This window comes from Kitasatospora sp. NPDC041988 (assembly GCF_055588525.1).
This window is the reverse complement of the sequence record NZ_JBVJCO010000019.1, coordinates 1-12,191: the sequence shown is the minus strand read 5'-3', so window position 1 is coordinate 12,191 and position 12,191 is coordinate 1. Positions and strand designations below refer to the sequence as shown.

Sequence of the window (12,191 nt, the reverse complement as noted above, 5' to 3'; positions counted from 1 at the left end):
CGCCCGTCCTGCTCAACCGCTCGGCTGATGTCCGCGGACTCATGCTTAAGGTGCCAGTCACTGCCACCAGTGGCAGGCGGCGTAGCCGACGGACAGCAGCACCGGCACCCCCCGCCGGCGTGCCTCCTCGAACGCCTCGGGGCCCCACGGCCACCAGTCCACCGGGTTCTCGGCGTGCTGGAGCAGGTAGGGCGAGGTCGCGTCCGCGAGACGGTTCGGCATGCCCCCATCCTTGCGCATCGGCGCGTGGGCGGGGGCGCGGTCTCACTCCTTCGGCGTCTCCGGCTCCTCGACGAAGTCGACGCGCTTGAACTGCTTGTTCATCGACTTGGCCAGGAACCAGGTGGCCACGCCGAGGGCGGCGAAGACGACGAAGCCCAGCAGGCCGGGGGTCACCTTGGTCTCGTCGAGGGCGAGCTCGGCGGCGAGGTGGGTGAGGTTCACGGGGGCGCTCATATCTCTATGGTGGCCCGGCTCACGGGGAGCCGGGCCATCGGGGGTGGGTCAGTCGCGCGTGTCGGCGGCCTCGGCCGCCAGGGTGGGGGTGCGCAGGCCGGCGAACAGGTCGTCCTCCGGCAGGTCGGCGTCGATCAGGGTGCGGGAGAGCTCGTAGTCCTCGGTCGGCCAGACCTCGCGCTGGACGTCGAGCGGCACCCGGAACCAGGGGCCGTCGGGGTCGATCTGGGTGGCGTGCGCGATCAGCGCCCGGTCCCTGGTCTCGAACCAGTCGTCGCAGCGGACCCGGGTGGTGATCTCGCGCTCCTTGCGGCCGCTCTTCTCCCACCCCTCGATCCACTCGCCGTAGGGCGACTCGTGGCCGTGCTCGGTGAGGTACGCGTGCAGCGCGCGGATCCGGCCCATCGGGAAGCCGTGGTTGTAGTAGAGCTTCAGCGGCTGCCAGGGCTCGCCGGCGTCCGGGTAGGCGTCCGGGTCACCGGCGGCGTCGAAGGCCAGCATGGTGATCTTGTGGGTCATGATGTGATCCGGGTGCGGGTACCCGCCGTTCTCGTCGTAGGTCGTGATGACCTGCGGCTTGAACTCGCGGATCAGCCGGACCAGCGGCTCGGCCGCCTCCTTGACGTCCTGCAGGGCGAAGCAGCCGTCGGGCAGCGGGGGCAGCGGATCGCCCTCCGGCAGGCCCGAGTCGACGAAGCCCAGCCAGGCCTGCTTGACCCCGAGGATCGCGCGGGCCTCGTCCATCTCCTTGCGCCGGACCTCGTGGATGTTCTCCTCGATCTCCGGCTTCCCCTGAAGCTTCGGGTTGAGGACCGACCCGCGTTCCCCCCCTGTGCAGGTGGCCACGAGCACGTCCACCCCCTGGTCGACGTACATGGCCATGGTGGCCGCGCCCTTGCTGGACTCGTCGTCCGGGTGGGCGTGCACCGCCATCAGTCGCAACTGCTCAGTCAACGCCTGCGTTCCTTCCACAATGTCTGGGCTCCCGCGAAGTCCGGTCTGCCCACCGTCTGAGCCGCTCGGTTCGGGACCGCGTCACCGCGGGACCGGCCGCCGAGTGCGCCGCGGCACCACGTCGCCACGCCGCCGACACGGCCGAGCCCCGCCCCCGCCGGACCGGCCGCGGGCGTGCCCCTCCTATAGTGACGGACTGGAGGAGCGTCGCATTCCCCGCACCACCCAGGCGGGCCTCCAGGAGAGGACTGAGTTCGATGAGCTCTGGCACCACCACCGCCGCGCAGCCGCCCGAGGGGCGCTACGGCCGGCGCGGCGACCGCGAGGCCGACCGCCGTCTCAAGGTGGTGGGCGCGGTCTGCGGCGTGCTGGCGCTGGGCCTGCTGGCCTGGCTGGGCGGCTCCTACCTGATCCGCGAGACCACCATCAACGGCACCGTCCCGTCCTTCGAGGCGGTCTCGGACAGCGAGATGAAGCTGCACCTGGCGGTGCGCAAGAGCGACGGCACGGCGGGCAGCTGTACCGTCCGCTCGCAGGGCGAGGACGGCGCGGTGGTCGGGGTGGCCGACTTCCCCGTCCCGAAGGACGGCTCCAGCTACGACGACACCGTGAGCCTGCGGACCACCGCCCGCGGCACCACCGCCGAGCTGCTGGGATGCACGCCGGCGAAGTAATGACTGGCGATCGCGGCTCGCCCGGGCGCATATTCGATCTGGAGAGCGGGAATCCGTAGAGGAGTCCTGCCGCACCCGTCCTGTACACCTCGGCGCAATGCCGTCGTCAATGGCGCGCCAACGACTCTCCCGCTTGTCGGCGGGAGTTGTTAGGCTCGTGGTTTCGCCCCTTCCGCACCAAGAGGTACGGGAGCGGGCGTTGCTTTGTAGTTACGACCGATATCTCCACCGACATCTCCACCACCACCCTGCTGACGACTCACACCCTCAGCACAGCCCCAGCACCTACGAGGAGCACCCGTGACCCAGACCAGCGACCACGTGACCTGGCTCACTCAGTCCGGCTACGACCAGCTCAAGGCCGAGCTGGACCACCTGACCGGCCCCTGGCGCATCGAGATCGCCCAGAAGATCGAGGCGGCGCGCGAAGAGGGTGACCTCAAGGAGAACGCCGGCTACCACGCGGCCAAGGAGGAGCAGGGCAAGCAGGAGCTGCGGATCCGCCAGCTCACCCAGCTCCTGGAGCGCGCCAAGGTCGGCGAGGCCCCGGCGGACTCGGGCGTGGTGGCCCCGGGCATGGTCGTCACGGTCGCCTTCGACGGCGACGAGGACGACACCATGACCTTCCTGCTGGGCTCGCGCGAGATGGCCGGCAGCGACGACCTGGACGTCTACTCCCCGCAGTCGCCGCTGGGCCGCGCCATCGACGGCAAGAAGATCGGCGAAGAGGCGACGTACGAGCTGCCGAACGGCAAGCAGGCCTCGGTCACGATCACCGAGGTGAAGCCGCACAACGGCTGACCCGCCGACACACCGAGGGCGGCCGTGGAGGGAAATCCACGGCCGCCCTCGCGTGTGCCCGACGGGCGTCAGCCCACGGCGGAGCGGTACTTGCGCACCGACAGCCAGGAGAAGACGGCGGTGATCAGCAGCGACCAGAGCACCGACATCAGCACGGCGTGCTGCATCGGCCAGGCGCTGTCCACCGGGCCGACCTGGTTGCCGAAGAGGTCGCGGCAGGCCTGCACGGTGGCGCTGAACGGGTTCCAGTAGGCGATGCCCTGGAGCCAGCCCGGCATCGAGCTGATCGGCACGAACGCGTTGGAGATGAAGGTCAGCGGGAAGAGCCAGATCAGCCCGGCCGAGGTGGCCGCTTCGGGGCTGCGCACCGAGAGGCCGATCAGCGCGCCGATCCAGGAGAAGGCGTAGCCGAGCAGGAGCAGCAGCCCGAACGCGCCCAGCGCGCTCAGCACCCCCTCGTGGATCCGCCAGCCGACCGCCAGCGCCACCAGCGCCAGCACGACGAGCGTGAACGCGGTCTGGCAGAGGTCCGCCAGGGTGCGGCCGACCAGGACGGCCGAGCGGGCCATCGGCAGCGAGCGGAACCGGTCCACCAGGCCCTTGGTCATGTCCTCCGCGATGCCGGCGGAGGCGCCGGCGGTGGCGAAGGTGACGGTCTGGGCGAAGATGCCGGCCATCAGGAACTGGATGTACGTGTCGGAGCTGGCCTGCGTCCCGGGGATCTGGATGGCCCCGCCCATGACGAACGAGAACAGCAGCACGAACATCACCGGCTGCATGAGCCCGAACACCACGATCTCGGGTATCCGGGTCATCCGGCGAAGGTTGCGCTTGGCGACCACCCAGGAGTCGTGCAGGGTGGCGGCCACGCCGTGGCGCTGCTTGGGTATCGCCCCGCCGATGGCGTGCTCGGTGGCGGTCGTCATCTCACAGCTCCTTGCCGGCCGGGACGGCCTGCTTGTCGGGGCCCCGGCCGTCCTCGCCGCCCGTGCCGTCGTCGTCGCCCCTGCCGGCCTGGCCCTTGGCGCGGCCGCCGCGGCCCCGGCCGCCCTTGCCGGTGGCGCCGTTCTCCTCCTCCTCGACCTCGGTGATGTGGCCGGTGAGCGAGAGGAAGACGTCGTCCAGGGTCGGCCGGCGCAGGCCGATGTCGTCGATCTCGATCGAGCGGGCGTCCAGCTCGCGGATGGCGTCCGCGAGCACCCGGGCACCGCCGCTGACCGGCACGGTGATCTTCCGGGTGTTCTTCTCGACGGCCGGCTCGCCCAGGGCGTACTCCGAGAGCGCGGCGATCGCGTCGCCGACCAGGTCGGCGCGGTGCACCACGACCTCGATCCGCTCGCCGCCGATCTGCGCCTTGAGCTGGTCGGCGGTGCCGCGGGCGATCACCCGGCCGTGGTCGACCACGGCGATGTCGTGGGCGAGGCGGTCGGCCTCCTCCAGGTACTGGGTGGTGAGCAGCAGCGTGGTGCCCTGTTCGACCAGGGTCTCGATGACCTCCCAGAGCGCGAGCCGGTTGCGCGGGTCGAGGCCGGTGGTCGGCTCGTCCAGGAACATCACCGGCGGGCGGACGACCAGGGCGGCGGCGAGGTCGAGCCGGCGGCGCATACCGCCGGAGTAGGTCTTGGCGGTGCGGTCCTTGGCCTCGGTGAGGCTGAACCACTCCAGCAGCTCCAGCGCCCGCGCCTTCGCCTCGCGGGCGGTCATCTGGTAGAGCTCGCCGACCATCTGCAGGTTCTCGAAGCCGGTGAGGTACTCGTCGACGGCGGCGTACTGGCCGGAGAGCCCGATCAGGCTGCGGACCTTGTTGGGGTGTTTGAGCACGTCGATGCCGGCGACCGTCGCGCGGCCGGAGTCGGGTCGGAGCAGGGTGGTGAGGACGCGCACGGTGGTGGTCTTGCCGGCGCCGTTCGGGCCGAGCAGCCCGAGCACCGTGCCCTCGGGGACGTCGAGGCTGACGCCGTCCAGGGCTCGTACGTCGCCGAAGGTCTTCACCAGGTTCTCGGCTTGGATGGCTGGCGCCATGGGCCTGCCTCATCTCCTCGGACGATATGAGCGATCTGTCCACTCTGCCCCGGATTCGGGCACGCGGGCGACTCGATTTTCGGCCGCACGGCGACAGAACGCGATGTATCGCGAGTCTGGCAGCACGCGATATATCGCGTCAAGGCATACGGCTCCGCCATGGTGACAGAGGTCACTGACAATTCCCGGGCCGGCGCGAGCCGCCGAACCTACGGGGAGACGACGTACCCCGCGTCCCGCAGCTCACCGAGCACCGCCGCGCAGTGCTCCGGCCCCTTGGTCTCCAGGTGGAGGTCCACCTCGACCTCGGTCAGCCCCAGCTGCGGGTCGATCCGCACGTGCGCCACGTCCAGCACATTGGCGTCCACCCGGGTCAGCACCCCGAGCAGGTCCGCCAGCGAACCCGGCTTGTCCGCCAGCCGCACCCGCAGCGACAGGTAGCGGCCGGCCGCCGCCAGGCCGTGCCGCAGCACCCGCTGCATCAGCTGCGGGTCGATGTTGCCACCGGAGAGCACCGCCACCACCGGGCCCTCGAAGGAGTCCGGCTGCTCCAGCAGCGCCGCCACCGGGCTGGCCCCGGCCGGCTCCACCACCAGCTTCAACCGCTCCAGGCCCAGCAGCAGGGCGCGCGAGAGCGAGTCCTCGGAGACCGTCCGGACGCCGTCCGCCAGGGTGTTGACCACCTCGAACGGGATGTCCCCGGGCCGGCCGACCATGATCCCGTCCGCCATGGTGGCGAAGTGCTCCAGCGTCACCGGCCGCCCGGCCGCCAGCGAGGGCGGGTACGCGGCCGCGCCCGCCGCCTGCACCCCGATCACCCGCACGTCCGGGCGGAGCGGCTTCACCGCCGCCGCGATCCCGGCCAGCAGCCCGCCGCCGCCCACCCCGACCAGGATGGTGCGCACCTCCGGGCACTGCTCCAGGATCTCCAGGCCGACGGTGGCCTGGCCGGTGACCACGTCCCAGTGGTCGAAGGGGTGGATGAACACCGCGCCGGTCGCCTCCGAGTACCGCTGCGCAGCCTGCAGGGCCTCGTCCACATTGGCGCCGTGCAGCCGGACCTCGGCGCCGTACTCGCGGGTCGCCGCGACCTTGGGCAGCGGCGCGGCCACCGGCATGAAGACCGTCGAACGGACCCCGAGCAGCGACGCCGCCAGCGCCACCCCCTGGGCGTGGTTGCCGGCGCTCGCCGCGACCACCCCGCCGGCCCGCTGCACCGGCGAGAGTCCCGCGATCCGCACGTACGCCCCGCGCAACTTGAACGAGCCGGTGCGCTGGAGGTTCTCGCACTTCAGGTGGACCGGCGCGCCGATCATCGCGGACAGGTGCCGGCTGCCCTCCATCGGCGTCACCCGGGCGACCCCGGCGAGCATCTTCTGGGCGCCGCGGACATCGTCGATGGTGATCGGCCAGCTGTGCATACCTCCAGCCTACGGTGGGTGACACCGCCAACCCGGGATGTCGGGACTGTTCCCGGGCCCGCCCGGCCCGCGTACGCTGCTGGTCCTGAGCCTCCCTCACCGCACGACGATCGTGAGCCGCGATGACGACGACCTCGCCCCAGGCCACCGACCGCACCGACCCCGTGCACACCCAACTCCAGTACCAGCTGGCGGTGTTCGCCCGGCGAATGGAACAGGTCCGCAGCTCCGACGCGGTGGGCGCGCTGGACCGGGCCGCCTATCTGCTGCTCGACCGGCTGGAACGGCACGGGCCCGTCAACGTCAAGGCCCTGGCCGACGCGCTCGGCGTCGACTCCTCCACCGTCACCCGGCAGGTCGCCCCGCTGGTCGCGGCCGGGCTGGTCGGCCGGGTCCAGGACCCTGCCGACCGCCGTGCCGTCCGACTCGCACTGACCCCGGTCGGCACCCGGCGGCTGGCCGAAGTCAGCGCCGGGCGGGCCGAGTTGGCCCGCCGACTGATGGCCGACTGGCCGCCCGAGGAGCAGCGCGCGTTCTGCGCCCTGCTGGCCCGCTTCAACCACTCCATGGAGTCGTACACCGCGGGCCGGCAGGGCGACTAGCCGCTACTTGCCGAGCGCCTGCGTGAGGTCGGCCAGCAGGTCGTCGATCGACTCGATGCCGACCGAGACGCGCACCAGGTCGGCGGGCACCTCCAGGGCGGAGCCGGCCACCGAGGCGTGGGTCATCCGGCCCGGGTGCTCGATCAGCGACTCGACGCCGCCCAGCGACTCGCCGAGGGTGAACAGCTGCGCGCGGTTGCAGACCTCGACCGCCGCCTCCTCGCCACCGTTGACCCGGAACGACACCATGCCGCCGAACGCCTTCATCTGCTTGGCGGCGATGTCGTGGCCGGGGTGCTCGGGCAGGCCCGGGTAGAGCACCTGGCTCACCTTGGGGTGGCCCACCAGCAGCTCGGCGACCTTCTCCGCGTTCGAGCTGTGCCGGTCCATCCGGACACCCAGGGTCTTGATGCCGCGCAGCACCAGCCAGGCGTCGAACGGGCCCGACACCGCGCCCATCGCGTTCTGGTGGTACGCGACCTCCTCACCGAGGGCGGCGTCGGCCAGCACCAGGGCGCCGCCGACGACGTCCGAGTGGCCGCCCATGTACTTGGTGGTCGAGTGCACGACCGCGTCCGCGCCCAGCGAGATCGGCTGCTGCAGGTACGGGCTGGCGAAGGTGTTGTCCACCACCAGCAGCGCGCCGGCGCCGTGCGCGATCTCGGCGAGCGCGGCCAGGTCGGTGATGCCCAGCAGCGGGTTGGACGGCGTCTCCACCCAGACCGCGCGGGTGTTCGGGCGCAGCGCCTCGCGGACGGTCGAGAGGTCCTGGGTGTTGGCGACGGAGAACTCGACGCCCCAGCGGGTCAGCACCTTGGCGAAGAGCCGGAAGGTGCCGCCGTAGGCGTCGTTGGGGATCACGATGTGGTCGCCCGGCTTGAGGATGGTGCGAAGAAGGGTGTCCTCCGCGGCCAGGCCGGAGGCGAAGGCGAGCCCGCGCGCGCCGCCCTCCAGCGCCGCGAGGCACTCCTCCAGCGCGGTGCGGGTCGGGTTGGCGCTACGGCTGTACTCGTAGCCGCCCCGCAGGCCGCCCACCCCGTCCTGCTTGTAGGTGGACACCTGGTAGATCGGCGTGACGACGGCCCCGGTCTGGGGGTCTGCTTCCTGACCCGCGTGGATGGCGAGAGTCTCGAAGCCCTGGGGAAGCTGGTGCTCGGTCATGCCTCCGAGCGTAGTGGGCGAATGCCGGGGTGCCTTCCGGAATCCCCGGCGCCCGCGGAATCCGGGGGCGGCCGTCCGCGTTGCAACCTGCGCCACCCTTGCCACCTTTTCCGACCAGCTGGAGCAGGCCGTGCTGTTCAACCGCCACAAGACTTCGCTCGTCCCGGCCGGCCAGGCGCTGCCCGGCCGGGAGACGCCGGCCTTCGCCCTGCGCGAGCCGCACACCGTACTCGGCCACCCGCTCGCCGGGCCGTACCCGGAGGGGCTGGAGGTGGCCGACTTCGGACTGGGCTGCTTCTGGGGCGCGGAGCGGACGTTCTGGCGCCTGCCCGGCGTCTGGACGACGCTGGTCGGCTACCAGGGCGGGTACACCCCCAACCCGACGTACGAGGAGGTGTGCAGCGGGCTGACCGGGCACACCGAGGCGGTCCGGGTGGTCTTCGACCCGGCGGTGATCCCGTACGAGCGGCTGCTGAAGACGTTCTGGGAGGCGCACGACCCGACCCAGGGCAACCGGCAGGGCAACGACGTCGGCACCCAGTACCGCTCCGCCGTCTACACCCACTCGCCGGCCCAGGCTTCGGCCGCAGTCGCCACCCGGGACGCCTTCCAGCCGGCCCTGACCGCGCTCGGCCTGGGCCCGGTCACCACCGAGATCGCCCCGGCCGGCCCGTTCTACCCGGCCGAGCCGTACCACCAGCAGTACCTGTCCGACGCCAAGAACCCGAACGGCTACTGCGGGCTCGGCGGCACCGGCGCCAGCTGCCCGATCGGCGTCGCCCGCACCCCGCAGGACTGACCGCAGCGCGGATGCTCCCGTCCGGGCGCAGACTGAAGGGACCAGCAGGCCGGCCCCTGTCACCGAGCTCTGGTGGCAGGGGCCGGCCCCGTCCCGAGGAGTACCGATGGCCGGCCTCATCCGCAGGAACTTCGACGACCAGGCCGAGGAGGTCCGCCCCTTCGAGGCGGGCATGGGAGAACTGCGCCTGGTCAACCTGGAGGGCGGCGCCGTCGGGCGGGCGGTCTTCCAGCCCGGCTGGCGGTGGTCCCAGCACATCAAGCCGATCGCCGGCACCGACAGCTGCCAGGCCTCCCACCTGGGATATGTGATCTCCGGCCGGATGAAGATCGTGATGGACGACGGCGAGGAGGCCGAGTACGGCCCCGGTGACTTCATGATCTGCCCGCCCGGCCACGACGCCTGGGTGGTGGGCGACGAGCCCTGCGTCGCCCTCGACTGGCAGGGCTTCGTCGACTACGCCAAGCGCTGAGCCGCGGGCCGGCCCGGGCTCACCGCGCCCGCCGGACTTCGTGCATGAAGCAGCCGAACTGCAGCGCGCGGACGTGCACCACGGCCACCTCCGGGTCGGCGAGCAGGGCGGCGGCGGCCGCCTCGGCGGTCTCGGGGGAGACGGGCACGCCGCCCAGGATGCGGCCCCGGCGGTCGTACGCCCGCAGCACCCGGTCGCCGGTGTGCAGCGCGGACGGCCAGTCCGGGCCCGCGCCGGCACACGGACCGTCGTGCACGAAGACCGGGCCGACCTCGTCGTACGGGCCCGGGTCGGCCCCGGTCTCGGCGGCCCAGCGCCGGAGCGGGGCGTAGCCGACGAGGGCGATCCGGTCGCCGGGCAGCGCCCGGGTGAGGCAGCAGCGCAGCGGGGCGCCGCCGGTCTCGTCGGTCGAGCGGACGGGCGGGCGCCCCGCGTCGTCGCGCACCAGCAGGGATCGGTGGACGGCCGGGTCGACGGGGCGGACGGCCGGAGCGGGTGTGGTGGTTGTCGTCATAGGTCCACCCTGCCGCCGGGGCCGCGGCTGGTCCGGCGGGTTTCGGCCGTCGCGCTCGGGCGCCGCCGCAAGGTTCGGTCCACCCGGGGAGAGTCCTCGGCGAAGCGACTCAGAGCGCCCGGCAGGCTCGGGCCCCGCGGCGGGCTCAGACCGCGCTGCCGGCCTTCCACGCGGCCCAGCCCAGGTTCCAGCCGTTCAGGCCGTTGGACGGTTCGACGGTCTTGTCACCGGAGTTCACGACCTCGACCACGTCGCCGATCATCGAGCTCTTGTAGAACTTGTAGCCGTCCGCGCTCTGGTCCTGCCCGCCCTTGGCGTCCTTCAGGCCGACGCAGCCGTGGCTGGTGTTCTGGCCGCCGAAGATCGACGCCGGGGACCAGTAGTTGCCGTGGATGAAGGTGCCGGAGGTGGTGAGCCGCTGGGCGTGCGGCACGTCGGCGATGTCGTACTCGCTGCCGAGGCCGACGGTCTGGGAGTTCATCCGGGTCTGCTGGTACTGCTCGGAGATGACCATCTTGCCGCCCCAGGTGCGATAGTCCGGCGCACCGCCGGAGATCGCGTAGACGGCGCTGACCTGGCCGTCGGTGGTGACGGTGAGCTTCTTGGTGGCGAGGTCGGCGACGCTGGTCTGCGCGCGGCCGATGGTGAAGCGGACGTCCTTGGACTGGGTGCCGTACACGCCCTTCGCGCCCTGGACGTCCTTGAGCCGGAGCTTGATGGTGACCTTGGTGCCCTTGGCCCAGTATTCCTGCGGCCGGAAGTCGAGGCGGGTGCTGGAGAACCAGTGCCCGACGATCTCGACGCCCGGCTCGGCTATGACGGTGATCGCCTGCTGGACGGTCTTGCGGTCGGTGACCGGCTTGCTGAAGTTGATCGAGACCGGCATGCCGACGCCGACGGTGGAGCCGTCCTCGGGGGTGAAGTAGCCGACGAAGGTGTTGGCGGGGGTCGCCGTGGTGAAGGTGGCGTTGGCGTCCGCCTCCAGCTTGTCCTTGTCGGTGGCCGAGGCGGTGACGGTGTACTTGGTGCCGCTGGCCGGTGCGGTGGCGGAGGTCCAGCCGGTGCCGTCCGAGGAGAGCTCGCCGGCCAGTGCCCTGCCGGTGGAGTCGGTGACCTTGACCGTGCCGAGGGTGCCGCCGGTGACGGTGACCTTGACCGGGTCGCTGAAGCTGGCGGCGGTGGCGCCGTCGGCGGGGGTGACGGTGATGACGGCCACCGAGGTCTTCGGCGAGCTGCTCGCGCTCGCGGCGTTCCCGCCGCCGGAGCCGGTCCCCGTGCCCGGGGAGGTCCCGCCGCCCGCGTTGCCGCTCTCGCCGCTCTTGGCGTCGTTGCAGGCCGCCAGCAGCAGGACCGGCGCACCGATCAGGCCGGCCAGCACGCCACGCCGGCTCCAGTTGTTTCCGCCTGTCCGTCCCTGCCCGTCCCGTGCCGTCACGTCGCGTTCTCCCTGCTGATCATCCCGGGCATTACGGATACAGAAACGCAAACTACCCCTTCACGGTTCCATCACCGACGGAAATCGATCGTATGAGATGACCCAACTTCCCACCAAATATGGACAAAACGCCCGGCCTGCGCGCAGCAGACCGGGCGGTCACCAACCGTGACGGAGGTGGGCGGCGGAGCGGTGACTACTCGGCGGACTCCTCCACCGTGTACTCGTCCCAGCCCTCGCCCTCGGGGTCGAACTCGGTCTGCGCGGACTCCCACGTCGCCGAGGCGAGCTCCACGCCCGGGACGTCGCCGAGCAGGGCGACCGGGTCGATGAAGTGGGCGAGCGAACCCGACGGGTCCACCTCGATGGCCTCGACGGACTGGGTGCGCTCCTCGTCGTCGAGGTACTCGTCGTCGGCCACCTGCTTCAGGGCGGCCGCCTTGAGCGCCCCCTCGTCGGTGATCTCGGCGATGAGCTCGATGCTGAGCCGGACGTAGCGCGGGGCGTCCTGGCCGGTCGTTTCAGTGCTGGTCATGCGTGCGAGCGTACGGGAAACGGGCCCCGGAAACGGACCCGAGCACCCCGGAGGCGAGCAGGCGAGCCCTGCCCCGAGCACACCGGAGGCGAGCGGGCGAGACCCCGCCCCGAACCGAAGGGGCGCGCCGGCGCCGAAAGAGAGAAGCGAGGACGCCGCGAGGAACGAGCGGCGTTGGAGCGCCGACCGTCGGCACCGGGCCCGAGCGCCCCGGAGGCGAGCGGGCGAGCCCCGCCCCGAACCGAAGGGACGCGCCGGCGCCGAAAGAGAGAAGCGAGGACGCCGCGAGGAACGAGCGGCGTTGGAGCGCCGACCGTCGGCACCGGGCCCGAGCGCCCCGGAGGC

The 12,191-nt window shown here is 71.8% G+C and carries 14 protein-coding genes and 1 pseudogene; 5 read left to right on the top strand and 10 right to left on the bottom strand.

The features are described from left to right. Positions 1-66: 66 nt before the first annotated feature. From ACZ6NC_RS20035 to mca, 3 genes and pseudogenes are all read right to left on the bottom strand, one after another. Positions 67-222, bottom strand: a pseudogene (locus ACZ6NC_RS20035) (DUF255 domain-containing protein); the annotation flags it as partial. A gap of 42 nt (positions 223-264) precedes the next feature. Further along, complete coding sequence (locus ACZ6NC_RS20030) at positions 265-456, bottom strand: hypothetical protein (protein ID WP_380324609.1); 192 nt, start codon at positions 454-456, stop codon at positions 265-267. 48 nt (positions 457-504) lie between these two features. Continuing rightward, entirely contained in the window at positions 505-1,410 is a 906-nt protein-coding gene (gene mca / locus ACZ6NC_RS20025; protein ID WP_465734532.1) for a mycothiol conjugate amidase Mca, read from the bottom strand. A 257-nt stretch (positions 1,411-1,667) separates the two neighbouring features. Here mca and ACZ6NC_RS20020 point away from each other — a divergent pair, with 257 nt between their 5' ends. Both ACZ6NC_RS20020 and greA read left to right on the top strand, forming a co-directional pair. Then, on the top strand, positions 1,668-2,084 hold the full coding sequence (locus tag ACZ6NC_RS20020) for a DUF4307 domain-containing protein (RefSeq protein WP_465734530.1): 417 nt from the start codon (positions 1,668-1,670) through the stop codon (positions 2,082-2,084). Positions 2,085-2,384: 300 nt separating this feature from the next. Continuing rightward, positions 2,385-2,885 carry a transcription elongation factor GreA gene (greA, locus tag ACZ6NC_RS20015; protein ID WP_465734528.1) on the top strand — a complete coding sequence of 167 codons (501 nt, stop codon included), beginning with the start codon at positions 2,385-2,387 and terminating at the stop codon, positions 2,883-2,885. Positions 2,886-2,953: 68 nt separating this feature from the next. On the opposite strand, the gene ACZ6NC_RS20010 is transcribed toward greA, so the two are convergent. The 3 genes from ACZ6NC_RS20010 to ilvA all read right to left on the bottom strand — a co-directional run bounded on the left by ACZ6NC_RS20010 (position 2,954) and on the right by ilvA (position 6,328). Beyond that, positions 2,954-3,811, bottom strand: coding sequence for an ABC transporter permease (locus tag ACZ6NC_RS20010; RefSeq protein WP_465734526.1), 858 nt, complete (start codon positions 3,809-3,811; stop codon positions 2,954-2,956). A 1-nt stretch (position 3,812) separates the two neighbouring features. Beyond that, on the bottom strand, positions 3,813-4,907 hold the full coding sequence (locus tag ACZ6NC_RS20005) for an ATP-binding cassette domain-containing protein (RefSeq protein ID WP_465734524.1): 1,095 nt from the start codon (positions 4,905-4,907) through the stop codon (positions 3,813-3,815). Between the two features lie 209 nt (positions 4,908-5,116). Continuing rightward, positions 5,117-6,328, bottom strand: a complete 1,212-nt coding sequence (ilvA, locus tag ACZ6NC_RS20000; protein WP_465734522.1) for a threonine ammonia-lyase — start codon at positions 6,326-6,328, stop codon at positions 5,117-5,119. Positions 6,329-6,450: 122 nt separating this feature from the next. On the opposite strand from ilvA, the gene ACZ6NC_RS19995 reads away from it, so the two are divergent. Beyond that, on the top strand, positions 6,451-6,930 hold the full coding sequence (locus ACZ6NC_RS19995) for a MarR family winged helix-turn-helix transcriptional regulator (RefSeq protein WP_465567139.1): 480 nt from the start codon (positions 6,451-6,453) through the stop codon (positions 6,928-6,930). A 3-nt stretch (positions 6,931-6,933) separates the two neighbouring features. On the opposite strand, the gene ACZ6NC_RS19990 is transcribed toward ACZ6NC_RS19995, so the two are convergent. Continuing rightward, a complete protein-coding gene (locus tag ACZ6NC_RS19990) occupies positions 6,934-8,091 on the bottom strand; it encodes a cystathionine gamma-synthase (protein ID WP_465734520.1) in 1,158 nt (385 codons plus the stop codon). Positions 8,092-8,221: 130 nt separating this feature from the next. Between ACZ6NC_RS19990 and msrA the strand changes: the two genes are divergently transcribed. Together msrA and ACZ6NC_RS19980 are read left to right on the top strand one after the other, a co-directional pair. Beyond that, entirely contained in the window at positions 8,222-8,890 is a 669-nt protein-coding gene (gene msrA / locus ACZ6NC_RS19985; protein WP_465734517.1) for a peptide-methionine (S)-S-oxide reductase MsrA, read from the top strand. Positions 8,891-8,996: 106 nt separating this feature from the next. Beyond that, the gene (locus ACZ6NC_RS19980) at positions 8,997-9,362 is read left to right on the top strand and encodes a cupin domain-containing protein (protein WP_465734515.1); all 366 of its coding nucleotides are present in this window, start codon (positions 8,997-8,999) and stop codon (positions 9,360-9,362) included. A gap of 19 nt (positions 9,363-9,381) precedes the next feature. Here the strand turns inward: ACZ6NC_RS19980 and ACZ6NC_RS19975 are convergent, their stop codons facing one another. The 3 genes from ACZ6NC_RS19975 to ACZ6NC_RS19965 all read right to left on the bottom strand — a co-directional run bounded on the left by ACZ6NC_RS19975 (position 9,382) and on the right by ACZ6NC_RS19965 (position 11,846). Continuing rightward, on the bottom strand, positions 9,382-9,876 hold the full coding sequence (locus ACZ6NC_RS19975; RefSeq protein WP_465734513.1) for a DUF1203 domain-containing protein: 495 nt from the start codon (positions 9,874-9,876) through the stop codon (positions 9,382-9,384). A gap of 145 nt (positions 9,877-10,021) precedes the next feature. After that, entirely contained in the window at positions 10,022-11,311 is a 1,290-nt protein-coding gene (locus ACZ6NC_RS19970) for a L,D-transpeptidase (RefSeq protein WP_465734511.1), read from the bottom strand. A gap of 196 nt (positions 11,312-11,507) precedes the next feature. Beyond that, entirely contained in the window at positions 11,508-11,846 is a 339-nt protein-coding gene (locus ACZ6NC_RS19965; protein WP_465567152.1) for a hypothetical protein, read from the bottom strand. Between the last annotated feature and the right edge of the window lie 345 nt (positions 11,847-12,191).